Consider the following 25953-nt stretch of genomic DNA (forward strand, 5'->3'; position numbering starts at 1 on the left):
GACGTCCCAACGACGCAAAGGATCAAATGACCTCCTCTTCTTCCCTTCCACAGGACCGACAGCGCCTCCCCGAGAGCCGCCGGGCCGACGCCCTGATGGAAGAGGACGTCGCCTGGAGTTACGAGATCGACGGGGAGCGTGACGGCGAGCAGTACGACCGCACGGAGCGGGCCGCCCTGCGCCGGGTGGCCGGACTGTCCACCGAGCTCGAAGACGTCACCGAGGTCGAGTACCGCCAGCTGCGCCTGGAGCGTGTCGTGCTGGTCGGTGTCTGGACCACGGGCACGGTGCAGGACGCGGAGAACTCGCTCGCCGAGCTCGCCGCCCTGGCCGAGACCGCCGGCGCGCTCGTGCTCGACGGCGTCGTCCAGCGCCGCGACAAGCCCGACCCGGCCACGTACATCGGCTCCGGCAAGGCCCTGGAGCTGCGCGACATCGTCCTGGAGTCCGGCGCGGACACGGTGGTCTGCGACGGTGAGCTGAGCCCCGGCCAGCTGATCCACCTGGAGGACGTCGTCAAGGTCAAGGTCGTCGACCGTACGGCCCTGATCCTCGACATCTTCGCCCAGCACGCCAAGTCCCGCGAGGGCAAGGCGCAGGTCTCGCTGGCGCAGATGCAGTACATGCTGCCGCGGCTGCGCGGCTGGGGCCAGTCGCTGTCCCGGCAGATGGGTGGTGGTGGCTCCGGCTCCGCGGGTGGCGGTATGGCCACGCGTGGTCCCGGTGAGACCAAGATCGAGACGGACCGGCGGCGGATCCGCGAGAAGATGGCGAAGATGCGCCGGGAGATCGCGGAGATGAAGACCGGCCGCGACATCAAGCGGCAGGAACGCCGTCGCCACAAGGTGCCCTCGGTGGCCATCGCCGGGTACACCAACGCGGGCAAGTCCTCCCTGCTCAACCGCCTGACCGGGGCCGGCGTCCTGGTGGAGAACGCGCTGTTCGCCACCCTGGACCCGACCGTGCGCCGGGCCGAGACGCCCAGCGGGCGGCTCTACACCCTCGCCGACACCGTCGGCTTCGTCCGCCACCTGCCGCACCACCTGGTTGAGGCGTTCCGCTCCACGATGGAGGAGGTCGGCGACTCCGACCTGATCCTCCACGTGGTCGACGGTTCGCACCCGGTGCCGGAGGAGCAGCTGGCCGCCGTGCGCGAGGTGATCCGCGACGTGGGCGCCACCCACGTACCGGAGATCGTCGTCGTCAACAAGGCGGACGCCGCCGACCCGCTGGTCCTCCAGCGGCTGCTGCGCAACGAGAAGCACGCGCTGCTGGTCTCGGCCCGCACGGGCCAGGGCATCGACGAGCTGCTCGCGCTGATCGACGAGGAGCTGCCGCGGCCGCAGGTCGAGATCGAGGCGCTGGTGCCGTACACCCAGGGCGCGCTGGTCTCGCGGGCCCACGCCGAGGGCGAGGTGATCTCCGAGGAGCACATCGCGGAGGGCACGGTCCTCAAGGCGCGGGTGCACGAGGAGCTGGCCGCCGAGCTCAAGCCGTACGTGCCTGCCGCGTGACGCGACGGCCGTAGGCGCCGCCCCGTAGGGGGCGGCAGTGACGAGGCAGTACGAAGGCCCGCCCCCGGAGACCGGGAGCGGGCCTTCGCCATGTTCTGCTGCCCGTGTTCTTCTGCTGCTGCGGGCGGCGGCGGGGCCGGCCCCGTACCCGTCGTACGGATACGGGACCGGCCGTGTGCTCACCCGGCGCGAACCGGGTGCCCACCGCTCACGGCGTCCGCCTGGCCGGCCCCACGCGCTTCGGTCACCGCGCGTGTCCCGGCCGCCTCGGCGATCCTGCCTACTTCGACGCGAACTTCTTGCTCATCGCGCCGTACATGCTCTTGGCCTCCGGGCCGAGGTGCGGGCCCGCCAGCCAGCCGGCCGGACGCGGGCCGATCGAGGTGTTCGACACCAGCGTCGGCTTGCCGTCCGAGCCCTTGGCGAACCAGGGGCCACCGGAGGAACCGGCGGTCATCAGGCAGCCGATGCGGTACATGGTCGGCTTCTTGGCGTCCAGCGAGAGCCGGCCCGGCTTGTCGGTGCACTGCTGCAGCGTCGCACCGTCGAACGGCGCCTCGGCCGGGTAGCCCTGGGCGGTGAGGCTGGAGATGTCCGGGATCGCCGAGGCGTTGAAGTCCACCGAGTAGGCGCCGCCGGCGACCTCTTCGAGGGACTTGCTGCCCGCGCCCTTCTCCGGCGTCACGTGCATGATGGCGAAGTCGTACGGCGCCATCGGCACGCTGTTGCCCTGCGGACCGCCCTGGCTGATCCACTGGTTGGAGGTCGACGCGCCGTCGGCCCACCACACGCCCTTGGGGAACATCTGCTCCCGCGAGGCGTTCTCCAGCTGGGCCGCGGACTTGCCGCTGTCGTTGAACGACGGGGCGAAGACCATGTTGCGGTACCAGCCGCCGGACTTGCCGGCGTGCACGCAGTGGCCCGCCGTCCAGACCAGGTTGGACTTGCCGGGGTGCGCCGGGTCCTTGACCACCGCGCCGGAACAGACCGCGTGGCCCTCGGGGGTGTCGAAGAAGATCTTGCCGAGGCCGGGCGCGTTCTGGCCGAACGGCGGCTTGACGGCCTTGGCCTGGACCGGACGCGGGTCCGGGTCGGTCCGCCCCTGATCACCCGAGATGTCCTTGGGCGTGGGCTCCTTCGGCGGCTTGGCCTTGCTCGCCCGGTCCGGATCCCACAGACCCTTGATGATCGGGTTGATGAAGTCACTGGCCTCGCGGAGCCACTTGTCCTTGTCCCAGTTCTTCCACTCGCCGTTCTTCCACTTGTCCAGGTCGACGCCGTGTTCCTTGAGCTTGTCCTGGATGTCCTTGGGGATCGTGAAGCCACCCCCGCCCGCACTGCCCTGTTCCGCGGACTGGCTGGGCTTGCCGTCCGCCTGGTTGCCCTCGGGACCGCAGCCGGTGGCGGTCAGCGCCACCACGGCGGTGAGGGCGGCCGCGGCCAGGACCGGCCGACGTATGGATCGCATGGGTGAACTCCCCCTGGTCTGTTCTGGCGTGCCGCGGACACGCGGCCGTCCCCGGGCGGCCCTGCCGCGCCGTGGGTGACCGTGCCGGTCTTGCCCCGGACGTGCCCGCATCTGCTGTTTTGTCATGCACCGGAAAGCTGGGCGCAGGACCCCACTATGCCGGTGCCGTTGGGGACGACGGTGGGCGGGGCCCCGGTTCCGGTTCGGCGGGGATCTTTCCGAGGGGGTGGTGCGGAGGCGCGTACCGGGGGCGCGGTACGGGGCGGGGTGCGCGGATGGCGCGCCACCGGGCGCCTGCCCGCGCCCGCGAACAGCAAGGATCTTGCGGTAGGCCGTGCTCTCCCGCGGGCGGCGTCGTTGATACGTACGGGGGCGGCTGAGCCGTGTCCGGCGGCAGGGGAAGTGGTCCGCCGGCCAGGCCCGGCGACCTGCCGACAGCGGACCAGGCCCGGTGCGCGACGGAAGCGGCCCGATGGGGCGCGGCCGGCGCGCGGCGGGCCCGCCCGCAGTTCAACAGAAGAGTCCAGCAGCAGGAGGACCGAACCGCCGTGGCCTTGACCCAGCCTCTGCCGATGGCACCCCCTCCCGCCCACGAGGGCATCCTGCGACGGCAGTCGCTCCGCGAGTCCGCCGCCCGTACGTACGCGCGCTCGCTGCCCATCGTCCCGGTGCGGGCCCGCGGGCTGACCATCGAGGGCGCCGACGGCCGCCGTTACCTGGACTGCCTCTCCGGGGCGGGCACCCTGGCGCTCGGCCACAACCACCCCGTCGTCCTGGAGGCGATCCGCTCCGTCCTGGACTCCGGTGCCCCGCTGCACGTCCTCGACCTGGCCACGCCGGTCAAGGACGCGTTCGTCACCGAACTGTTCGCCACCCTGCCGCCCGAGCTGGCCGCCCACGGCCGCGTCCAGTTCTGCGGACCGGCCGGCACGGACGCCGTCGAAGCCGCCTTCAAACTGGTGCGGACCGCGACCGGCCGGGAGGGGCTGGCGGCCTTCACCGGCGCGTACCACGGCATGACGGCGGGGGCGCTCGCGGCGTCCGGGGGCGCGCGCGACACCTCCGTGCTCCGTCTCCCGTATCCGTACGACTACCGCTGCCCCTTCGGCACGGGCGGCGAACGCGGCGCCGAACTGGCCGCGCGCTGGACCGCGAACGTGCTCGACGACGACAAGAGCGGCATCGCCCGGCCGGCCGGAATGATCCTCGAACCGGTCCAGGGCGAGGGCGGGGTGATCCCCGCCCCCGACAGCTGGCTGCGCCGGATGCGCGAGATCACGGCGGCACGCGGCATCCCCCTCGTCGTGGACGAGGTACAGACCGGCGTCGGCCGCACCGGCGCGTTCTGGGCCATCGGGCACAGCGGCGTGGTGCCCGACGTCCTGGTGCTGTCCAAGGCGATCGGCGGCAGCCTGCCGCTCGCCGTCATCGTCTACCGCGAGGAACTGGACACCTGGCGGCCCGGCGCTCACGCGGGCACCTTCCGGGGCAACCAGCTCGCGATGGCGGCCGGCGCGGCCACCCTCGCGTACGTCAGGCAGCACGACCTGGCGCGGCGCGCCGGTGAGCTGGGCGCCCGCATGATCTCCCGGCTGAGCGGGCTCGCTACCGAGCACGACTGCGTCGGTGACGTACGCGGCCGGGGTCTGATGCTCGGCCTGGAACTGGTCGACCCGGACGCCGCACCGGACCCGGCGGGCGCCCGCCCGGCCGCCCCCGCGCTGGCCGCGGCCGTCCAGCAGGAGTGCCTCGACCGGGGCCTGATCGTGGAACTGGGCGGCCGCCACAGCTCGGTGGTCCGGTTGCTGCCCCCGCTCACCATCACCGACGAACAGGCGGACGCGGTCCTCGACCGCCTCGCCGACGCGCTGGCGGCCGCGGCGCGGGCCGGGGCGGGCGGGGGAGGGCGGACCGCTGGGGGCCGGGGGACCGCTGGGGCGAGTGGTGTGACTGCCGGGGCGGACGTGGAGCTTGCGCCGGACGGGCATGGCGGTGCGGCGGCCCGGCACGAGCCGACCCTCGGGGCGACGCCGTGAGCCGGGGCGTGCGTTGCGCGGGGCAGAGGAGGGCCGGGCGGCCGGGTACAGGTACTGGGCGGTCGGTTACGGGGGCGAGGCGTCTGGGGCGCCCGGTGTGCTCGGTGTGCCTGTCACGTCCGTCCTGCTTGGCATGCCGGGCGTGCCAGGTATCTCGCCGTGTGCCTTCATCCTTGCTCGCGTGCGCCGGCCTCCGCGTCTGCGCCTGCGCTGGCCTCCGCGTCTGCGCCTGCGCCGGCCTCCGGGTCTACCCCTGCGCTGGCCTCCGCGTCTGCGCCTGCGCCGGCCCCCGGGTCTACCCCTGCGCCGGCCCCCGCGTTCTCGGACGCATCGGTCCTCGCGGCCGCACGGCTCTTCCCGGGCGTCCGCCCGTCCGCCGCCCCGCACCGCCTCATCGCCCCACCACCGTCCAGACCGCGCCCACCGCGCCGACCCTGCGAGGCACATCCCGATGAACGAACGCCCCGGCCCCGACGGGACTCCGGCAGACGAGCGCCGTCTGCCCCGTGAACCCCTGGCCCGGCTGCGGGAACCCGCCGTGCCGCGCCAGAACCGGCGCGCCGCCGCCCACGACACCGCCGAGGGCGGCGAGCACGGCGGCCATACCGGCTGCGCCGTACGGCTCGGCCATCACGAGCGGCACGGCCACGAGGACTGCCACGGGCTGGGTGCGACCCGGGTCGTCACCGTGTACACGGACGACGAGGACGAGGCCAGGGCCGCGGCCGAGACGGAAGCAGGGGCGCGCACGGAAGCGGGGGCGCAGACGGGAGCGGGGGCGGAGGAGGCGCGGCCGCCCGCGCAGGACCGGCTGGACCACCAGGACCCGGCCGTCGCCGCCGACGCGGCCGGTGCCGAGAGCCTGCTCCGCTGCTGGATCCGCGAGAGCGGCACGGCCCGCCCGGCGGGCGACCGGCTGCGCATCCCCCTCGACGCCAGCGCGGCAGTCCTGCACGTACCCGTCCTGTACTGGTCGGACACCGGCTGGCACCGTCTCGGCGCACCCGTACTGGAAGGCGCCCCCGCCGACGCCGCTCCCCTGGACGCCGTGACGCTCGCCGCCCTGCTGCGCCGCGAGGCCGTACGCGGGGGCACGCATGACGGCGCAGGCCGCCCCGCTCCCGACCACCCCGCCGGAGTGCCGGACAGCGAGAGCGCCGACCTCGTCGGACGCGTCGCCGACTCCGTACGGCACACCGCCGTGTTCCTCGCCGACCGGCGCGCCGCCCCCGCCGACGACCACGGTCGCTCGCGCTTCCTCGCCGCCGAACAGGCCCTGCTCTTCGGCCACCCCATGCACCCGACCCCCAAGAGCCGGGAGGGCCTGACCGAGGCCGAGACGCGCGCGTACTCCCCGGAGCTGCGCGGCGCGTTCCGCCTGCACTGGACGGCCGTCCACCGGGACGTGTTCGCCGCCGCCTCGGCCTGGACCGAGCGCGGCCGCACCGTCCCCGCCGAGCACCTGGCCGCCCGCCTCGCCGCGGGAGCGCCGCCGGCGCCCGCCGGCACCCTGCCGCTGCCGATGCACCCGTGGCAGGCCCACCAGCTCGGCCACCGCCCGGACATCGCCGCGCTGTACGAGGTGGGCCGCCTCCACGACCTGGGCCCGGGCGGCCCCGCCTGGCACCCCACCTCCTCCGTACGCACCGTCTTCCGTCCCGGCTGCGACGCCATGCTCAAGCTCTCCCTGGGCGTGCGCATCACCAACTCCCGCCGCGACAACCTCCGCAAGGAACTGGAACGCGGCGTCGAGGTGCACCGGCTGCTCCGCACCGGCCTGGCCGCACAGTGGCGGGCGGCCTTCCCCGGCGCCCCGGGCTTCGACATCGTCCGCGACCCGGCCTGGTTCGGTGTCACCGGAGCCGACGGTCAGCCGGTGCGCGGCCTGGACGTGGTCGTCCGGCACAACCCCTTCACCGCCACCGACGACGCCGTCTGCATCGCCGCCCTCACCTCGCCCCGCCCCTGGCCGGGCCACACCGGCCTGCGGTCCCGGCTCGCCGACGTCATCGGCAGGCTCACCGCCCGTACCGGACGGCCGGCCGGCGCCGTCGCCACCGAGTGGTTCCTGCGCTACCTCGAAGCGGTGGTACGGCCCGTCCTCTGGCTCGACGGCACCGCGGGCGTCGCCCTCGAAGCGCACCAGCAGAACACCCTCGTCCTGCTGGACCGGGACGGCTGGCCCGCCGGCGGCCGCTACCGGGACAACCAGGGCTACTACTTCCGCGAGTCGCGCCGTACGGAGCTGGCACGGCGGCTGCCCGGCATCGGCACCACCAGCGACACCTTCGTCACCGACGAGGTCACCGACGAACGCTTCGCCTATTACCTCGGCATCAACAACGTCCTCGGCCTCATCGGCGCCTTCGGCTCCCAACGCCTGGCCGACGAGGCGGTGCTCCTCGCGGCCTTCCGGCGGTTCCTCACCGACGCCGCCACCGGACCGGCGGAACACCGTTCACCGCTGCCCGGCCGGCTCCTGGAGGCCCGCACCCTGCGCTGCAAGGCCAACCTGCTGACCCGGCTGCGCGGCCTCGACGAACTCGTCGGCCCGGTCGACACCCAGTCCGTCTACGTCACCATCCCCAACCCCCTGCACCCCTGATCTGCTGACTGACCTGCTGACTGACCTGCTGTCCGTCCCGCTGTCCGACCTGCTTCCTGCCCCCGTCTCCGCATCAGCCCACCGCCCCCGACTCCCCGCCCGCCCGCCCCGTGACCTCGTGAGGAGGCCCGGAAAGGAGAGAGCGCCATCGTGCCCCCCACCGAATCCGGCATCGACCCAGGAGCCGCCGAGACCTTCGGCCACCCCTTCACACCTATCGAAGCCACCCCTGAAGCCCCACCCGAAGCCCCTCCGGACGACGCGCTCGACGACACCCTCGACCTGCACCTGCCGCCCGACATCACGGCGCTGTTCAGCGCGGCACCCCTGTCCGCCGACCCGGCCGACAGCCCGGGCGGCGAAGACCTGCTCGACCACATCGCCTGCTGGAGCCCGGCAGCCACGGCCGCCGGACCGTTCCAGCTCGTACCGGTACGCATCGAACGCGACCTGCCGCTGATCTCCGCCTGGATGAACGACCCGGCCGTCGCGGCGTTCTGGGAACTGGCCGGGCCCCAGGAGACCACCGCCGCCCACCTGCGCGCCCAGCTCGACGGCGACGGACGCAGCGTGCCCTGCCTCGGCGTACTGAGCGGTGTCCCCATGAGCTACTGGGAGGTCTACCGCGCCGACCTGGACCCGATCGCCCGCCATTACCCGGCCCGGCCGCACGACACCGGGCTGCACCTGCTGATCGGGGGCGTCGCCGACCGGGGCCGCGGCATCGGGACGACGCTGCTGCGGGCCGCCGCCGACCTCGTCCTGGACCACCGCCCGCCGTGCGGCCGGGTCATCGCCGAACCCGACCTGCGCAACATCCCGTCCGTCGCCGCCTTCCTCGGCGCCGGGTTCCGCTACGCCGACGAGTTGGACCTGCCCGCCAAGCGCGCTGCCCTCATGGTCCGCGACCGCGCCCACCGCCGCCTCCTGTGACCACCCGCCCAGCGCGCCCCCACCGCCGACGTCCCACCGCCGGCGGCCCCCGCCTGCCCTGCCGCACCCACCACACCCCCACCGCCCCCCTGCCCGGCCGACGGCTCCAGCCACGTACGCCACTCCAGCCATGCCCGCCGGTCCGGTCACGTCTGCCGGTCCAGTCACGTCTGCCGGTCCGGTCACGCCCGCCCCGTCGGCTTCATCCTTCGCTCCGGTCACGTCCTCCAGTCCCGTACGGCCTGCTCGGCCGTCCCCTTCGCACTGCCCGCGTCTCCACACCTGACCCCCTTTCTCCACGCACTGTCCGTGTCGCTCAGGTCTCGTCCCCAGGAGTCCCGCCTTGCGTCCTTCTTCCGAACCTCTCCATAGCCCCGCGTCCGGCGCCGGCGACCCCGGCAGCAACAGCCCGGGCCCCCGCAGCCGCGGCGCCGACAGCCCCGGCAGCCCTGCCGCCCCGGGGCACGCCATCACCGGCCACGTCCCCACCGGCCACGCCTTCCCAGCCGCCGAGGCCCCCGATGTGCCTGAGGCCCTCAATATCCCTGAGGCGCCCGATGCCTCTGAGGCACCCGATGCCCCTGAGGCGCGAGGTGTCCTCTCTGAGGCCCCCGGTGTCCCTGAGGCACCCGCAGCCTCCGCGACTCCCCGAGACGAGCCCCCCGGCAGCGGGGCGGACAGTCACCGCGCATGGCAGAGAGCCGCTCGCCGACTGCTCGCCAAGATCCTGGCGGAGTTCGCGTACGAGGAGGTCATCACCCCCGTACCCGACCCCAGCACCGCCTCAGTCCCCAGCACCACCTCCGTTCCCGGCCCCCGTGACGGCCACGGCCCCCCAGCTGACGCTCCCGCCACCGCCCCCGCCGACGCCCCCAACAGCGCCCACGCACACGCCCCCCACAGCGCCCCCAGCACCCTCACCCGCCACACCGCCGATGGATCCCGCCCCTATCGCGTGCGCCTGAGCGACGACGTGACCTACCGCTTCCGGGCCCGGCGCGGCGCGTACGGACACTGGCGTGTCGATCCCGACTCGATCACCCCCACAGGCGACCCCCTTCACTTCCTCTTCCACGCCCACGACACCGTCCTGGGCCTGTCCGGTGACACCACCGGCCACCTCATCCGCGAGCTGACCGCCACCCTCGCCGCCGACACCCGCCTGGACGCCACGGCCCTCAGCGCGGCGCAGCTCGCCGACCTCGATTACGCCGCCCTGGAAGGCCACCAGACCGGCCATCCGTGGCTCGTCGCCAACAAGGGACGGCTGGGCTTCTCGGCGACCGACGCCGCCGTCTGGTCACCCGAGGCCCGCACCCCGCAGCGCCTGCCCTGGATCGCCGCGCACCGCCGGCTGGCGGTCTACCGGGGCATCCCGGCCCTGGCCACCCCTGATCGTCTCTTCGCCGATGAACTCACCCCCGACATCCGTGCCGCCTTCGCCGGCACCCTCTCCTCGCAGGGCCTCGACCCCGCCGACTACCTCTACCTCCCTGTCCACCCCTGGCAGTGGGACGAGACCGTCGCGCCCCTCTTCGCCCCCCAACTCGCCGACAAATCCATCGTCCCACTCGCCACTGACAACGACCTGCGACTGCCCCAGCAGTCCATCCGCACCTTCCTCAACCTCAGCCGCCCCCGGGCCCGTACGGTCAAGCTGCCGCTCTCCGTCCTCAACACCCTCGTCTGGCGCGGCCTGCCGACCGAACGCACCATCGCCGCCCCCGCCGTCACCGCCTGGGTCCACGGCCTGCGCGACGCGGACCCGTACCTGCGCGACGAGACCCGGGTGATCCTGCTCGGCGAGACCGCGTCCGTCACCGTCGAGCACCCCCTCTACGACCGGCTGCCCGGCGTCCCGTACCAGTACAAGGAGCTGCTGGGCTGCATCTGGCGCGAGCCGATCAGCCGCCACCTGGACCCGGGGGAGCGGGCCCGCACCCTGGCCGCGCTCCTGCAGACCGACCCGCACGGGCGGGCTTTAACAGCCGAGCTGGTGCACCGCTCGGGCCTGGCACCCCGCGTCTGGCTGCGCCACCTCTTCGCCGCCCTGCTGCCGCCCCTGCTGCACTTCCTCTACCAGTACGGCACGGTCTTCTCCCCGCACGGCGAGAACGCCATCGTCGTCTTCGACGAGCAGGACGTCCCCACCCGCCTCGCGGTCAAGGACTTCGTCGACGACGTCAACACCAGCGCCGAGCCGCTCCCGGAACACGCCTCCATGCCCGCCGACGTCCGCGCGGTGCTGCTCACCGAACCGCCGGACTTCCTCACCCAGTTCATCCACTCGGGTCTCTTCGTCGGTGTCTTCCGCTACCTCGCCCCCTTGTGCGAGCAGCAACTGGCCGTCCCGGAGGCCGAGTTCTGGTCCCTCGTACGGGCGGAGATCCTGCGCCACCAGGGGCGCTTCCCGCACCTGAAGAAACGCCACGAGACCTTCGACCTGCTCACCCCCCGCATCGCCCGGCTGTGCCTGAACCGCAACCGGCTCCACCTCGACGGTTACCGCGACCGGGCCCAGCGCCCGCACGCCGCCGTCCACGGCACCGTGCCGAACCCCCTGCACCACCCGTGACCGAGCAGATTGTCAGTGGGCCCGCGTAGGGTGGCAGCGCTATGACGAAGCCCTCCCTCCCCGACCTGCTGCACGCCGCCGTCACCGCTGTCGGCGGCACCGAGCGCCCCGGCCAGATCGCCATGGCCGAAGCCGTCGCCGAAGCGGTCGACGACAACAGCCACCTGCTCGTACAGGCCGGCACCGGCACCGGAAAGTCGCTCGGCTATCTGGTGCCGGCGCTGGCCCACGGCGACCGTGTGGTGGTCGCCACGGCCACCCTCGCGCTCCAGCGCCAGCTGGTCGAGCGTGACCTGCCGCGTACGGTCGAGGCCCTGCATCCGCAGCTGCGCCGCCGTCCGCAGTTCGCCATGCTCAAGGGCCGCTCGAACTACGTCTGCCTGCACCGCCTGCACGAAGGCGTCCCGCAGGAAGAGGAAGAGGGCCTCTTCGACCCCTTCGAGAACGCGACGCCCACCAGCAAGCTGGGCAAGGACCTGCTGCGCCTGCGCGACTGGGCGGACGAGACCGAGACCGGTGACCGTGACGATCTCACCCCCGGCGTCTCCGACCGTGCCTGGGGGCAGGTGTCGGTCTCCTCGCGGGAGTGCCTGGGCGCCTCGAAGTGCGCGTACGGCGCGGAGTGCTTCGCCGAGGCCGCCCGTGAGCGCGCCAAGCTCGCCGATGTGATCGTCACCAATCACGCCCTCCTGGCCATCGACGCCATCGAGGGCGCCCCGGTGCTGCCCCAGCACGACGTGCTGATCGTCGACGAGGCCCACGAGCTGGTCTCCCGCGTCACCGGAGTGGCCACCGGGGAGCTGACCCCCGGCCAGGTCAACCGGGCTGTCAAGCGCGCCGCCAAGCTGGTCGACGAGAAGGCCGCCGATCAGCTGCAGACCGCTTCGGAGACCTTCGAGCGGCTGATGGAGCTGGCCCTGCCCGGCCGCCTGGAGGAGATCCCCGAGGACCTGGGCTACTGCCTGATGGCGCTGCGCGACGCGGCCCGTACGGTGATCTCGGCCCTCGGTACGACCCGCGACAAGTCCGTCCAGGACGAGGACGCCGTCCGCAAGCAGGCCCTGGCCTCGGTGGAGAGCGTGCACGCGGTCGCCGAGCGCATCGCCAACGGTTCCGAGTACGACGTCGTCTGGTACGAGCGCCACGACCGCTTCGGCGCCTCCCTGCGCGTCGCGCCGCTGTCCGTGTCCGGCCTGCTGCGCGAGAAGCTCTTCACCGACCGTTCCGTCGTGCTCACGTCAGCCACGCTCAAGCTGGGCGGGGACTTCAACGGCGTCGGCGCCTCGCTCGGCCTCGCTCCGGAAGGCACGGAGGGCGAGGACGTCCCGCGCTGGAAGGGTCTGGACGTCGGGTCGCCGTTCGACTACGGCAAGCAGGGCATCCTGTACGTCGCCAAGCACCTCGCCCAGCCGGGCCGCGAGGGCAGCCGTACGGACATGCTCGACGAGCTGGCCGAACTGATCGAGGCCGCCGGAGGCCGCACCCTCGGCCTGTTCTCCTCCATGCGCGCGGCCCAGGCCGCCGCCGAGAACCTCCGCGGCCGGCTGGACATGCCGATCCTCCTCCAGGGCGAGGAGACGCTCGGTGAACTGATCCGCACCTTCGCGGCGGACGCCCGTACGTGCTTGTTCGGAACGCTCTCCCTGTGGCAGGGCGTCGACGTACCCGGTCCGAACTGCCAGCTCGTGGTCATGGACCGGGTGCCCTTCCCGCGCCCCGACGACCCCCTGATGAGCGCCCGGCAGAAGGCCGTGGAGGAGGCCGGCGGCAACGGCTTCATGGCGGTCGCGGCGACCCACGCCGCCCTCCTGATGGCCCAGGGAGCGGGCCGGCTCGTACGCGCCACGGGCGACCGCGGCGTCGTCGCCGTCCTGGACCCGCGCGTCGAGCGCGCCCGCTACGGCTCCTTCCTCCGCAGGTCCATGCCCGAATTCTGGTACACCACCGACCGCAACCAGGTCCGCCGCTCCCTGGCCGCCATCGACGCCGCGGCCAAGGCGGCGGAGGAGGCGTGAGCGGGCGGCACGGGACCGGCTCAGGGGCGTAACGGCAGTACAGGCGGTACGAGGCAGCACGGGCACTACGAGCCCTACGGGCACGACGGACACGACGGGCCGACCAGACGGCAGCGCAGGCCACCAGCGCCCGCTCCAGGCCCCCTCCAGGCCCCCTCCGGCGCCCCCCACGCAGCGCTGCGGGGACACGAGCCGGCCCGCCCTCACCAGGGAGGCGCCGGGCTCGCCTCGGCCACCCCTCGTTCGGCCAGCCACCGGCCCAGCTCCCGCGGACGGACGAGGGGGCGTTCGCCGCCCCACCGCTCCCATTCCAGCCCCCCGCCGAGGTGGTGGGTCAGCACGCCGAGGACCTTTCCCCGCTCCCCTCGGACGGTGAACCGTACGTCGCCCGGGCACATGCACACGAAGGCGAAGGGCGTCGGTACGGCTTCCAGCAGACCGGCCAGTTCGGCGATCTCCGCCGCGTCACCCACCAGGACATCCCGCTGACCGGATCCCGGTCGCACCGAATCCACCTCGACGGAACGGGCCCCCGCCCACACCCCGTCGATTTCCCGCAGCCACGCCCAGCCCACCCGTCGCCCCTCCGTTCATACGGCCCCGAAGGACACCGAACTCCCGCACCGAACCCACCGTTAATTCACCGCCGAATTCCCGAGCGGGCCCGCGCCCACTCCCACCCAAACCCCGCAGTAACCCCCGCCTCAATTGAGCAACCCCCGCCCCGGACCACCACCGAGCGAAACGCAAAAGCAGCGCCGCGCCCTTTCGCGCGCACAAGCAAGCCCCGGGACCGGCGCAGTGGCCCCGGGGCTCGGTCGTGGGGTGGGTCAGACCCGCCGCAGCACCGCCACCACCTTGCCGAGGATGGTGGCCTCGTCACCGGGGATGGGCTGGTACGCGGAGTTGTGCGGGAGCAGCCAGACATGGCCGTCCTCGCGCTTGAAGCGCTTGACCGTGGCCTCGCCGTCCAGCATGGCCGCGACGATGTCGCCGTTCTCCGCGACGGGCTGGCGGCGTACGGTGACCCAGTCGCCGTCGCAGATCGCGGCCTCGACCATCGAGTCACCGACGACCTTCAGCACGAACAGCTCACCGTCGCCGACCAGCTGCCGGGGCAGCGGGAAGACGTCCTCGACCGACTCCTCGGCGAGGATGGGGCCGCCGGCCGCGATCCGGCCGACGAGCGGGACGTAGGACGCGGCAGGCTTGCCGGTCGTGTCGGTGGGCGCGCTGCTCGGCTGGTCGGAGCCGCGGACCTCGTACGCCCTGGGGCGGTGCGGGTCGCGGCGCAGGAAACCCTTGCGCTCCAGAGCCATGAGCTGGTGGGCGACGGACGAGGTGCTGGACAGCCCGACCGCCTGGCCGATCTCGCGCATGGACGGCGGATAGCCGCGGCGCTGGACGGAATCCCGGATGACCTCGATGACCCTGCGCTGCCGGTCGGTGAGTCCCGAACTGTCGGCACGGATGCCTGGAGGGCGGCCGGGCAGTGAGCGGGCCGGCTTCTGCCCCTCGGGATTCATTGCGTCGTCCATCGGCGGTTTCCGGGTCGGATCGAATCGGCTCTGGGAGTGGCTCTGGGCGGTGATGGTGGCGCTGTCTGCGGTGGTGGTCACGTCGGCCCCTCTCGGAATGTGCTCCCTAGTTAGCCAACGGTAGTTGCTTTCGAAAGGTTGCGCCAAACACACGTTCGAGTGAAAATTTCAGGATTAGCTGACCTGATCACGGGCTTAGGTGTATAGCCGAAAGGCAATTCGGGTCATTGCGGTACTCTTCGCCCCGAGTTGATGGCCGGGAGTGCGCGCCGTCCCGCCGGGTACGGACCGGGCGCCGCGACGTGCCGATTCTGTCATCCCCGCCCCGCCGGAGGCGCCCCCGGGGTCCGTCCCGTACCCTCGTCGGCGGCCCTGCGAGTGGCCCCCGACGCCCCGCCCCGCCACGACACGCTGGGGACGCGCGTGACCTCCCAACACCACATGTAGTGCTTTCATGACTACAGCGACCCAGAAGTTGTGGTGTCGGTGTCTCTGGGGGCTCTGGGGATCGCCTATGCTTGGGGTCGCTCCGAGGGGCCCGTGAGGGCGGCCCGGAGGTCATTGCCGTACGCCGGGACCATGGGCGTACGACCGTAATTTTTCGAGGGTGAGGAGGGTGAATCCATGCATTGCCCCTTCTGCAGGCACCCCGACAGCCGGGTGGTCGACAGCCGCACCACCGACGACGGCACCTCGATCCGCCGGCGCCGCCAGTGCCCGGACTGCTCCCGCCGCTTCACGACCATCGAGACGGCGTCCCTGATGGTGATCAAGCGGAGCGGGGTCACCGAGGCCTTCAGCCGCAACAAGGTCATCGCCGGCGTGCGCAAGGCGTGCCAGGGCCGGCCGGTCACCGAGGACGCCCTCGCCAAGCTGGGGCAGCGGGTCGAGGAGGCGGTACGCGCCACCGGCAGCGCCGAGCTGTCCACCCATGACGTCGGGCTGGCCATACTGGGCCCGCTGCAGGAACTCGACCTCGTCGCTTACCTGCGTTTCGCGAGCGTGTACCGCGCCTTCGACTCGCTGGAAGACTTCGAGGCGGCCATCGCCGAGCTGCGGGAGCAGAGCGAGCGGGCAGCGCCCGCGCGGGAGTGCGGTTGTGAAGGGGGCGCCGGGCAGCCGGCGGTCCCGGTGCCCGCCCCCGCCGCCGACTGAGATCGGCACATCACAGACCTGACCAGGGCAAATGCAGGCGCCCTGGTGCCAGACAGACACACACCGTGCCACGGGAAGAAGTGCGCACATATGGGCGTTTGCCCGTACAGGGAGGCGGAATGACAGAGACGACGAGCGGCCCGGCACGAGGCTCCCGCGCCAAGGGCAGCAAGGCGAGCAAGGGTCTGCGTATCGAGCGCATCCACACCACTCCCGGCGTGCATCCGTACGACGAGGTGGCGTGGGAGCGCCGTGACGTCGTCATGACCAACTGGCGCGACGGCTCGATCAACTTCGAGCAGCGTGGCGTCGAGTTCCCCGAATTCTGGTCGGTGAACGCGGTCAACATCGTCACGAGCAAGTACTTCCGCGGCGCGGTGGGCTCCGACACCCGGGAGTCGAGCCTCAAGCAGCTCATCGACCGGGTCGTCAAGACGTACACGAAGGCCGGCGAGGAGAACGGCTACTTCGCCTCCCCGGCGGACGCCGAGATCTTCGAGCACGAGCTGGCGTACGCCCTGCTCCACCAGGTCTTCAGCTTCAACTCCCCCGTGTGGTTCAACGTCGGCACGAAGCAGCCGCAGCAGGTCAGCGCGTGCTTCATCCTCTCCGTCGACGACTCCATGGACTCGATCCTGGACTGGTACAAGGAAGAGGGGATGATCTTCAAGGGCGGCTCCGGTGCCGGCCTGAACCTCTCCCGCATCCGCTCCTCCAAGGAACTGCTGTCCTCCGGCGGCAACGCCTCGGGTCCGGTCTCCTTCATGCGCGGCGCCGACGCGTCCGCCGGAACGATCAAGTCGGGCGGCGCCACCCGCCGCGCCGCCAAGATGGTCGTCCTGGACGTGGACCACCCGGACGTCGAGGCCTTCATCGACACCAAGGTGAAGGAGGAGGAGAAGGTCCGCGCCCTGCGTGACGCGGGCTTCGACATGGACCTGGGCGGCGACGACATCACGTCCGTCCAGTACCAGAACGCCAACAACTCCGTCCGCGTGAACGACGAGTTCATGAAGGCCGTCGAGACCGGCTCGAAGTTCGGCCTGCGCGGCCGGATGAACGGCGAGGTCATCGAGGAGATCGACGCCAAGGGCCTGTTCCGCAAGATGGCGGAGGCCGCCTGGGCGTGCGCCGACCCCGGCATCCAGTACGACGACACGATCAACCACTGGCACACCTCGCCGGAGTCGGGCCGGATCACCGCCTCGAACCCGTGCAGCGAGTACATGCACCTGGACAACTCCTCGTGCAACCTGGCCTCGCTGAACCTGATGAAGTTCCTGCGCGACGACGACAAGGGCAACCAGTCGTTCGACGCCGAGCGCTTCGCCAAGGTCGTCGAGCTGGTCATCACCGCGATGGACATCTCCATCTGCTTCGCGGACTTCCCCACCGAGAAGATCGGTGAGACCACCCGCGCCTTCCGCCAGCTGGGCATCGGCTACGCCAACCTCGGCGCCCTGCTGATGGCCACCGGCCACGCGTACGACTCGGACGGCGGCCGCGCGCTGGCCGGTGCCATCACCTCCCTGATGACCGGCACCTCCTACAAGCGCTCCGCCGAGCTGGCCGCGGTCGTCGGCCCGTACGACGGTTACGCCCGCAACGCCGACGCCCACAAGCGCGTCATGAAGCAGCACTCGGACGCCAACGGCGCCGCCAAGCGCATGGACGACCTGGACACCCCGGTGTGGGCCGCGGCCACCGAGGCCTGGCAGGACGTCATCCGCCTCGGCGACAAGAACGGCTTCCGCAACGCGCAGGCCTCCGTGCTGGCCCCCACCGGCACCATCGGCCTGATGATGGACTGCGACACCACGGGCGTCGAGCCGGACCTGGCCCTGGTCAAGTTCAAGAAGCTGGTCGGCGGCGGCTCCATGCAGATCGTGAACAACACGGTCCCCAAGGCGCTCAAGCGGCTCGGCTACCAGCCGGAGCAGGTCGAGGCGATCGTCGCCCACATCGCCGAGAACGGCAACGTGATCGACGCCCCCGGCCTGGACCCCGCGCACTACGAGGTCTTCGACTGCGCCATGGGCGAGCGCTCCATCTCGGCCATGGGCCACGTACGGATGATGGCGGCGGCCCAGCCGTTCCTGTCCGGCGCGATCTCCAAGACCGTCAACCTCCCCGAGTCGGCCACCGTCGAAGAGGTCGAGGAGGTCTACTTCGAGGGCTGGAAGCTCGGCCTGAAGGCCCTGGCGATCTACCGCGACAACTGCAAGGTCGGCCAGCCGCTCTCCGCCAAGAAGAAGGAGGAGGAGAAGAAGGCCGAGGAGAAGCCGGCCGAGAAGGTCGTCGAGTACCGTCCGGTCCGCAAGCGCCTGCCCAAGGGCCGCCCCGGGATCACCACCTCCTTCACGGTCGGCGGCGCCGAGGGCTACATGACCGCCAACTCCTACCCGGACGACGGTCTGGGTGAGGTCTTCCTGAAGATGTCCAAGCAGGGTTCGACCCTCGCGGGCATGATGGACGCCTTCTCCATCGCCGTCTCGGTGGGCCTCCAGTACGGCGTGCCGCTGGAGACGTACGTCTCGAAGTTCACCAACATGCGCTTCGAGCCGGCCGGCATGACGGACGACCCGGACGTGCGGATGGCGCAGTCGATCGTCGACTACATCTTCCGCCGCCTGGCGCTGGACTTCCTGCCCTTCGAGACCCGCTCCGCGCTCGGCATCCACTCCGTCGAGGAGCGTCAGCGCCACCTGGAGACCGGTTCGTACGAGCCGGTCGAGGAGGAGCTGGACGTCGAGAGCCTGGCCCAGTCGGCGCCGCGCCACCTGGAATCCGCACAGGAGCCCTCGACGAACGAGATTCTTGAGGAGACCGCGGCCCCGGCCCCCAAGCAGGCGCACACCAACGCGGAACTGGTGGAGATGCAGCTCGGCATCAACGCCGACGCTCCGCTGTGCTTCTCCTGCGGCACGAAGATGCAGCGCGCGGGCAGCTGCTACCTGTGCGAGGGCTGCGGCTCGACCAGCGGGTGCAGCTGAGAAACAGCGGAATCGCGTCGGAGCGTCATCCGGCGTAGCTGATTCCGCAGAGTGATCTCGCTGTGAGGGAGGGGCACCGGTCTTGGGCCGGTGTCCCTCCCTTTCGGCATGAAACAGCCTTCCGAAGCTGCGGGGTGCACCATGGCGCAGCAAAAGGCGCTGCGGGAGACGTACCTCGAAGTCCTGGGCCGAGCGGAGTGGACCCGGGCCGCGCGCGACGGTTTCGTGGCGGGCGACAACCGGATACGACGGTTTCGTGGCGGCGACAACCGGATGCGGTGGCTCGCCGAGCGCCGATCGCCGAGCGCCGCGGTTGAGGCTGCGGGCGTTCCCCGATCGAGATCCGAATTTCGGGGAATGACGCGCGCCAGGGGAAAGTGGTCTCCGCCAGTAGGCCGGACGCCTCGGTATGACTGACTGACCAGGGTGGGGAGCCGCGATTCCGGCTCCCCACCCTGCTTCGTGTACGAGGCCCGTCGGCCTACCTGAACGCGCGGCGGAGGGGTGGGCCCGACAGCGTTTTCGCGTCCGAGAGTGGTTTCTCCGCGGCGTCAGGGGGTGGTGTCTTTCAGTCGCCCATGACGGTGACGAACGTTTCCGGGTCGGTGTCGAAGCCCCTTACGGAAGGGTGGAATCGCCACTCGTCCGACGCGTCGCGGCCGAATTCCGCTATCACCGCCGCGGTGGCTCCGGCGACCTCCGAGAAATCGCCCGCCGCCAGCTCGTCGTAGCCCTCGTTGACGCGGAAGGCGGTATGGGAGATCTCCCCGAACGTCTTGCGTCCGCCGCGCTGCTGAATGGCCACGCCGACGACCACGCGTGCGTAGATGTCCGCCAGCCGGTTCAGCTCCAGCACCATGGCTTCGTCGGTACCCAGGCCCAGGCCGGTGCGGCTGTCACGGCTGAGAATGATGGTGCCGTCGGGCGAGCGGCTGTCGAAGTGCACCAGGTAGCCGGGCGTCCCGCGCGGATCGTCCTTCGTGTACGTCGCGGCGATGAGGTCCAGGTCGTGGGCCGGCGCGCCCGCGGGGCTCGGATCCCACTTGAGGGTCACTTCCACTTTGCCGATCCCTTTGTTGAGGCTGCTCACAGAGATCCCTTCCGGTGTTGCAACTCCCGGGCTGTACAAGGCGTTCCACCAATGGTGTCACGCCCCGCACGCCCTGCCCCGGCGGTCGGGGCGACGCCGTCCGGTCGGAAGGACTGGTACGCGTACTGCTCCTCCGACGTTTTCCGTACGACTGGAGTTCCACCAGTACTCCGTCCGGGGTACGCAGAGGGGCCGTACGCAGGTTGAGCCCCCGGTCAGGGCGGTCCTGCGGCTGCGCCACGATGTCGGCTCCGTGGGCGGCGAGTTGACGAGTGGCGCCGTCCACCACGGGCACGCGCAGCACCGGCATGGACGCATCCTGACCCGTCGCCCCGACCGGCAGCGCGTCCGTGCCGACGGCCTGCGCCATGGCCGCGCGCGAGTGCAGTACGAGGACCGCCCGCCCGTCGAGGTTCCCCCCCGTGGGCGTACTCGGCCTGCGGGATGACTTTGACGGGCGCCCGACGCCCGGCAGGTCGCGCTAGGCGCCTTCCCGGAAGCGCGCGGCCGTTGCGAAGCTCTCCACCGGGAGGCGCGGATGGAGAGCGTCCATGGTCGGGAGGGTACGTGCGAACCGGTGGGGTCAGACGGCCAGGTCGCCCCAGAGGCGCGCCAAGTGGCTGTCCAGGGCGTCGAGTGCCGCCTCCGGTGTGAGGTGCCCGATCAGGACGTGGGTGGTCAGACCGTCGGTGAGAGCCAGCAGGGTGCGCGCTTCGCGCTCCGCGTCGGGGGACGCGGTGGCCTCGGTGATCAGGCGCGTGAACAGGCCGTGCAGGTCGGTGTAGTTGCCGCGCAGGATCTCGGCCAGTGCGGGGCTGACCGCGGCCTGGGCGACGAAGGCGAGCCAGACGCGTGCTTCGGCGCGGTGTTCGGGGCGCAGCAGGGAGACCTCGGTGGTCGCGTGCCCGAGGGCCGTACGGGCCGACTGGGCGGGGGACTCGGTGAGCCGCGCCGTCACCCGCGCGGAGATCCGCGCTCCGATGTGGCCGAGCGCGAAGACCAGCATCTCCTCCTTGGTGCGGAAGCAGCGCTGGACCGCCCCCATGGACACGTCGGCGCGTGCCGCGACGTCCCGCAGGGTGACGCCCTCCAGGCCGTGCTCGTCGGCGAGGCGGCAGACGGCGTCGGCGATCTGCCGACGGCGGCTCTCGTGGTCCACCTGCTTGGGCATGCGGCACTCCCGGTATTGCGATGCGTGCGTATCGATGACAAGGGTACGATGTGATGCGCTTGCATCGGAACGTGGGCGCGACAGGCCCGTGCCTGTCGAGGAGCACCCGAGGAGAAGGAGTACGAAGTGGGAGCGCAGCAGGCGCTGTGGAAGCTGCCGGCCGGGGCCCAGGCGGCCGCCGTACGGAGCGGAGAAGTCACCGCCGTCGAGGTGGTCGAACACCACCTGGAACGCATCGCCGAGATCAACCCGGCCGTCAACGCCGTCACGCAGCTCCTCGCGGACCGGGCGCGGGCGGACGCGGCCGCGGTGGACCGGCGCCGCGCCGCGGGCGAGGACCCGGGCCCGCTCGCCGGCGTGCCCTTCACGGTCAAGGAGACCACCGCCATCGAGGGCGTACCGACGACGTACGGCGCGGAACGCTTCCGCCACAACGTCGCGCGCTCCGACGCGCCCCCGGTGGCACGCCTGCGTGCCGCGGGCGCCGTACCGATCGGCCACAGCAACATGCCCACGCTCGTCCTCGCGGGCATCCACACACGCAGTGAGCTGTACGGCGACACCGCCAACCCCTGGGCGCCGGGCGTCACCCCGGGCGGGACCAGCGGGGGCGACGGCGCCGCGGTGGCCGGCGGCATGGCCGCGATCGGGCTGGGCAACGACTCCGGCGGATCGGTGCGGATACCGGCGTCCTTCTGTGGCGTGGCGGGTCTGAAGCCCACCTACGGGCGCTTTCCCGCCGACCACCGCCTCGGTGCGGAGGACCCGGGGCTCGCCACTCAGGTGCTGGTGGTCGACGGACCGCTGGCCCGTACGGTCGGTGATCTGCGGCTGGCCTACGAGGCGCTCGCGGGCACGGACCCGCGGGATCCGCGGGCCGTGCCGGCGCCCCTGTACGGCGCGCAGGTCCCGCGGCCGGTGAAAGTCGCCGTGGTCGGTGATCCGGGCGGCAAGGGGGTGCACCCCTCGGTCCGCAAGGCCGTCGAGGATGCCGCCGACGCGCTGCGCGACGCCGGGTACGAGCTGTGCGAAGTCCCGGACGTGCCGTGCCTGGACGAGGCGCTGGAGGTGTACGGCCGGATGACGCTGGCCGAATTCGCGCCCACCTGGCCCGTGGTGCGCACTCTCCTGGGCAAGGAAGGGCATCGCTACATCGAGATGTCGATGGGGGCGCGCGACGACGTACCGGTGGACGTGCCGGAATACCTGCGCCTGACGGGCGCGCGGCTCGGCATCCAGAGGGCGTGGGCCGCCTTCTTGGACACCTACCCGCTGGTGCTGGCCCCCGTCTTCACCGAGCCGCCCTTCGCGCCGGGGCTGGAGGTGCGCGACCAGGAGAGTCACGCGCGCGTCCAGCGGGCCATGCGCCTGTGCACGGCCACGAGCCTCGTGGGCGTACCGGCGGTGGCCGTGCCGACCGGGGTGACGCAGGGGCTCCCGTACGGTGTGCAGCTCATCGGCCGCGCCTACCGGGAGGACCTGTGCCTGGAGGCGGCCGAGGCCGTGGAGCGGAGGCTCGGAGTGATCACTCCCATCGACCCGCGCTCGTAGGGGAGTTCGGTGTGGTGGGAGCGTGACGCGCGGTGATGCCGGGCCCCGGCGGGCCGTACGATGGCGCGGTGCTGGTCAAGTGGATTAGATGCACGGTCGTCGACCGCCGGGGGTTCGAGAGAGGACAGCGGAAGTGGGCGGGGCTGCTCGGCGAACCGGGTTTCCGGGGGCAGGGCGGCGGGTGGAGCCGGACGCGGCCGTCGGTCGCGCATCTGGTCGCCTTCTGGGAGAGCAGGGCGTTCTACGACTCCTTCATGGCGCGCTCGCACGACCGGCTGGCCGCCTCCCAGGTGGGCACGTTCAAGGACTCCCGGGTGCGCCTGTTCGAGTACGAACTCGACGTGAAGGTGGGCTTCCGGCCGGTGTTCGCCGACGCCGACGTGCTGCGGATAGCCCACTGCCAGGTGCGCGCCGACCGGGTCGAGCACTTCATGCTGATGCAGGAGAAGGTGTGGAATCCGGCCATGGCCGGCTCCCCGGGGATGCTGCGCGGGCTGATGGGGCGCGCTCCGGGGGAGGAGTTCCTGATCCTGTCGATGTGGGAGTCGGCGGCCGAGCGGGGCAAGTACCGGCCGGAACGGGTGGAGCGGCTCGGCCTCCGCGCGCAGACGGAGGCCGATGTGCGGGCCGTGACGGGCGATGTGGCCGATCTTGAGCCGTCGTGGACGGTGTGAGGGGGCCTCGTCCGGGGGCTGGTGGCTGCGCGGGTGGCTCGGCGTGTCGTGGGTGCTGTTTTCGGTGGGCTTCAGTGGGTTTCGGTGGGCTGATGTCTCTGGGGCGCGTCTGCGTGGATGCCCGGCCCATGGGGGTGCGTACGCCCGGCTCGCGGCTACGCGGGCGCGTCGGTCTCCTCCGGTACGGCCCCGTCGCCACCTGACGCGGCGGGTGCCCCGCCCCTCGATGGGGTGAAGACTCCGGCGCGCGCGGCTGCCATGGCCGCCGCGGCGGCCTGGTCGGCGGTGTGCCCGTCGACCGGTTCGCGGGTGACGAAGAGCCGGAAGAAGAGCGGTGCGCAGGCGGCGCGCGTGAGCGCTCCGGCGTCGATGCCGTTTTCCCGCGCGGCCGGGAGTTCGCCCCGTTCGACCGCGCGCTGCACCAAGGGTTCGCAGCGCTTGAAGCGCTCCCCGTAATAGGCGCGCAGGGCGTCGGCGGCCCGCTGCGACTGGAAGGCGGCCGCGATGATCGCGGAGCCGGAGGCCGATGTGGCCGGGTCGGTGAACGACTCCACCACCTCGCGGCCGAGCGCGCGCAGATCCCCCTCCAGCGACCCGGTGTCGGGGGGCGTCCAGCTGTCTTCGCCGGCCAGGTCCAGGGCGTCGGCCAGCAGCCCTTCCAGGCTGCCCCAGCGACGGTAGAGCGTCGTCTTGTGCACGCCCGAATGCTCCGCGACGTACTCGACGGACAGGCCGGGGTAGCCGTGCTCGACCAGGCCGGCCAGCACGGCGTCGCGGACGGCGGCGCGGGTGCGGGCGGTGCGGCCGCCCGGGCGGCGGGTGCCGGGGCGCGGGGCGGGGGATTCCGGTTCTTCGGGCAACTGCAACTCCTGTTGCGTTAGATCGGCGCGTGTGCCATCATCGTCGTAACGCTACAAGCGTAGCGTTTGAGTTCGGGGTGCGGTGTCGCACCGTCGCGTCGGGGGGCCGCATGACCACACAGATCGCACTTCACGCCGTGTCCAAGTCCTACGGCGACCGGCTCCTGCTGGACGGCGTCTCCCTGGCGGTGCGCCCCGGCGACCGGGTCGGCGTCGTGGGGGAGAACGGTGCGGGCAAGTCGACCCTGCTGCGGATACTGGCGGGCCTGGAGCAGCCGGACGAGGGCCGGACCGTGCTGACCGCCGACGGCGGCACGGGGTATCTCGGGCAGGTCCCCGACCTGCCGGCCGGCTGCACGGCCGACCAGGCGGTGGACGCGGCTCTGGCGGAGTTGCGGGACATGGAGGACCGGCTGCGCGCGCTGGAGGCGCGTCTGGGTGCCGGAAGACCGCAGGACATGGAGGAGTACGGACGCCTCCTCGGCGTCTTCGGGCTCCGCGGCGGTTACGAGGCCGACGCGCGGGTCGACAAGGCTCTGTACGGCCTCGGGCTGCAAGGCGTAGAGCGGGACCGTCCCTTCGGCAGCCTCTCCGGCGGTGAGCAGGCCCGGCTGGGGATCGCCTGCCTGATCGCTGCGTCACCCGAGGTGATGCTGCTCGACGAGCCGACCAACCACCTCGACGCGGCGGCGCTCGACTGGCTGGAGGGCGCGTTGGCGGCCCACCGCGGCACCGTCGTCGCGGTCTCGCACGACCGGCTCTTCCTGCAGCGTGTGGCCGACACGCTCGTCGAGGTCGACGCCGACCGCCGGACCGTCGTCCGGTACGGCGGCGGATACGGCACCTTCACCGCCGCCAAGGCCGCGGCCCGCCGCCGCTGGGAGCAGGAGTACGAGCAGTGGTGCGCCGAGACCGCGCGGCTGGCGGAGTTCGCGGCGGGCGCCGCCCATGACGTCGCCCGGGGCCGGGCGATCAAGGACAACAACAAGATGGCGTACGACCGGGCCGGCGGCCGGGTCCAGGCCTCGGTGGCCGGCCGGGTGCGCCATGCCCAGGAGCGGCTTCGCCGCTTGAACGCGGACCCGGTGCCCAAGCCCCCGGAGCCCGTCCGCTTCCGTGCCGGACCGGCGGCCGGGGACACTGAAGGCACGCTCGTCGAGCTGGACGGCATACGGGTGGGGGACCGGCTGGCCGTGGACGGGCTGACCGTCGCCGCGGGGGAGCGGCTGCTGGTCCACGGAGCCAACGGCGCGGGGAAGAGCACACTGCTGCGAGTGCTGGCGGGCGTGCAGCAGCCCGATGCGGGCACGGTCACGCGGCGCGGACGCATCGGCTACCTGGCTCAGGAGATACCGGTGTCCCGGCCGCGGGAGCGGCTGCAGTCGGCCTTCGGCCGCGGCCTGTCCGGAGCCCCGGAGGAACTGACCGAACTTCTGCTGTCGTTCGGTCTGTTCCGGGAGAGCGATCTGCAGGTCCCGGTGGGTGCCCTCTCGGCAGGGCAGCGGCGCCGGCTGGCCCTGGCCCGCCTGCTCGCCCGCCCCGCCGACCTCCTGCTTCTGGACGAGCCGACCAACCACCTGGCGCTCGGCCTGGTGGAGGAGCTGGAGGCGGCGCTCGCCGCCTGGCCGGGTGCTCTGGTCGTCGTCTCGCACGACCGGCTGCTCGGTCGCCGCTTCGGCGGACGCCGGTGCGAGATACGGGCTGGGCGGGCGGTGTGCGACGAGCGGTGACCGAGGGCGAGCAGGGGGTCGGCGGACGGTGACGGTGCGGCTGTT

At 72.1% G+C, this 25953-nt stretch carries 17 protein-coding genes; 11 read left to right on the top strand and 6 right to left on the bottom strand.

Features of this window, described 5'->3' with window-relative positions; all coding sequences use genetic code 11:
- Nucleotides 1–26 precede the first annotated feature (26 nt).
- Nucleotides 27–1514 carry a GTPase HflX gene (gene hflX, locus AB0L45_RS29535; protein WP_365845254.1) on the top strand — a complete coding sequence of 496 codons (1488 nt, stop codon included), beginning with the start codon at nucleotides 27–29 and terminating at the stop codon, nucleotides 1512–1514.
- Nucleotides 1515–1794: 280 nt separating this feature from the next.
- On the opposite strand, the gene AB0L45_RS29540 is transcribed toward hflX, so the two are convergent.
- A complete protein-coding gene (locus AB0L45_RS29540) occupies nucleotides 1795–2982 on the bottom strand; it encodes a hypothetical protein (protein ID WP_365845256.1) in 1188 nt (395 codons plus the stop codon).
- Nucleotides 2983–3530: 548 nt separating this feature from the next.
- Between AB0L45_RS29540 and AB0L45_RS29545 the strand changes: the two genes are divergently transcribed.
- The 5 genes from AB0L45_RS29545 to AB0L45_RS29565 all read left to right on the top strand — a co-directional run bounded on the left by AB0L45_RS29545 (nucleotide 3531) and on the right by AB0L45_RS29565 (nucleotide 13146).
- Complete coding sequence (locus AB0L45_RS29545; protein ID WP_365845258.1) at nucleotides 3531–5018, top strand: diaminobutyrate--2-oxoglutarate transaminase family protein; 1488 nt, start codon at nucleotides 3531–3533, stop codon at nucleotides 5016–5018.
- 451 nt (nucleotides 5019–5469) lie between these two features.
- On the top strand, nucleotides 5470–7623 hold the full coding sequence (locus AB0L45_RS29550) for an IucA/IucC family protein (RefSeq protein ID WP_365845260.1): 2154 nt from the start codon (nucleotides 5470–5472) through the stop codon (nucleotides 7621–7623).
- Between the two features lie 216 nt (nucleotides 7624–7839).
- Nucleotides 7840–8556 (top strand): GNAT family N-acetyltransferase, encoded by a 717-nt coding sequence (locus AB0L45_RS29555; protein WP_365845359.1) that lies wholly within the window; start codon nucleotides 7840–7842, stop codon nucleotides 8554–8556.
- A 712-nt stretch (nucleotides 8557–9268) separates the two neighbouring features.
- Entirely contained in the window at nucleotides 9269–11131 is a 1863-nt protein-coding gene (locus AB0L45_RS29560; RefSeq protein ID WP_365845361.1) for an IucA/IucC family protein, read from the top strand.
- Nucleotides 11132–11172: 41 nt separating this feature from the next.
- Nucleotides 11173–13146, top strand: coding sequence for an ATP-dependent DNA helicase (locus tag AB0L45_RS29565; RefSeq protein ID WP_365845262.1), 1974 nt, complete (start codon nucleotides 11173–11175; stop codon nucleotides 13144–13146).
- Between the two features lie 203 nt (nucleotides 13147–13349).
- On the opposite strand, the gene AB0L45_RS29570 is transcribed toward AB0L45_RS29565, so the two are convergent.
- Together AB0L45_RS29570 and lexA are read right to left on the bottom strand one after the other, a co-directional pair.
- Nucleotides 13350–13652, bottom strand: a complete 303-nt coding sequence (locus AB0L45_RS29570) for a hypothetical protein (protein WP_365845264.1) — start codon at nucleotides 13650–13652, stop codon at nucleotides 13350–13352.
- Between the two features lie 324 nt (nucleotides 13653–13976).
- Nucleotides 13977–14765: a transcriptional repressor LexA gene (lexA, locus tag AB0L45_RS29575; RefSeq protein WP_365845266.1), complete on the bottom strand. Its 789-nt coding sequence runs from the start codon at nucleotides 14763–14765 to the stop codon at nucleotides 13977–13979.
- Nucleotides 14766–15308: 543 nt separating this feature from the next.
- Here lexA and nrdR point away from each other — a divergent pair.
- Both nrdR and AB0L45_RS29585 read left to right on the top strand, forming a co-directional pair.
- A complete protein-coding gene (gene nrdR / locus AB0L45_RS29580; RefSeq protein ID WP_365845268.1) occupies nucleotides 15309–15839 on the top strand; it encodes a transcriptional regulator NrdR in 531 nt (176 codons plus the stop codon).
- A 119-nt stretch (nucleotides 15840–15958) separates the two neighbouring features.
- On the top strand, nucleotides 15959–18832 hold the full coding sequence (locus tag AB0L45_RS29585; protein WP_365845270.1) for a vitamin B12-dependent ribonucleotide reductase: 2874 nt from the start codon (nucleotides 15959–15961) through the stop codon (nucleotides 18830–18832).
- A 568-nt stretch (nucleotides 18833–19400) separates the two neighbouring features.
- On the opposite strand, the gene AB0L45_RS29590 is transcribed toward AB0L45_RS29585, so the two are convergent.
- Together AB0L45_RS29590 and AB0L45_RS29595 are read right to left on the bottom strand one after the other, a co-directional pair.
- Nucleotides 19401–19922 (bottom strand): TerD family protein, encoded by a 522-nt coding sequence (locus AB0L45_RS29590; RefSeq protein WP_365845272.1) that lies wholly within the window; start codon nucleotides 19920–19922, stop codon nucleotides 19401–19403.
- Nucleotides 19923–20505: 583 nt separating this feature from the next.
- Complete coding sequence (locus AB0L45_RS29595; RefSeq protein WP_365845274.1) at nucleotides 20506–21093, bottom strand: TetR/AcrR family transcriptional regulator; 588 nt, start codon at nucleotides 21091–21093, stop codon at nucleotides 20506–20508.
- A 126-nt stretch (nucleotides 21094–21219) separates the two neighbouring features.
- On the opposite strand from AB0L45_RS29595, the gene AB0L45_RS29600 reads away from it, so the two are divergent.
- Together AB0L45_RS29600 and AB0L45_RS29605 are read left to right on the top strand one after the other, a co-directional pair.
- Complete coding sequence (locus AB0L45_RS29600) at nucleotides 21220–22644, top strand: amidase (RefSeq protein WP_365845276.1); 1425 nt, start codon at nucleotides 21220–21222, stop codon at nucleotides 22642–22644.
- Between the two features lie 68 nt (nucleotides 22645–22712).
- Nucleotides 22713–23318, top strand: a complete 606-nt coding sequence (locus AB0L45_RS29605; RefSeq protein ID WP_365845278.1) for a YdbC family protein — start codon at nucleotides 22713–22715, stop codon at nucleotides 23316–23318.
- 155 nt (nucleotides 23319–23473) lie between these two features.
- Here the strand turns inward: AB0L45_RS29605 and AB0L45_RS29610 are convergent, their stop codons facing one another.
- Nucleotides 23474–24178 (bottom strand): TetR/AcrR family transcriptional regulator, encoded by a 705-nt coding sequence (locus AB0L45_RS29610; protein ID WP_365845280.1) that lies wholly within the window; start codon nucleotides 24176–24178, stop codon nucleotides 23474–23476.
- Between the two features lie 110 nt (nucleotides 24179–24288).
- On the opposite strand from AB0L45_RS29610, the gene AB0L45_RS29615 reads away from it, so the two are divergent.
- Nucleotides 24289–25908, top strand: a complete 1620-nt coding sequence (locus AB0L45_RS29615; RefSeq protein ID WP_365845282.1) for an ABC-F family ATP-binding cassette domain-containing protein — start codon at nucleotides 24289–24291, stop codon at nucleotides 25906–25908.
- The last annotated feature ends 45 nt before the right edge of the window (nucleotides 25909–25953 follow it).

Source organism: Streptomyces sp. NPDC052496 (genome assembly GCF_040679095.1).
Lineage (GTDB): Bacteria > Actinomycetota > Actinomycetes > Streptomycetales > Streptomycetaceae > Streptomyces.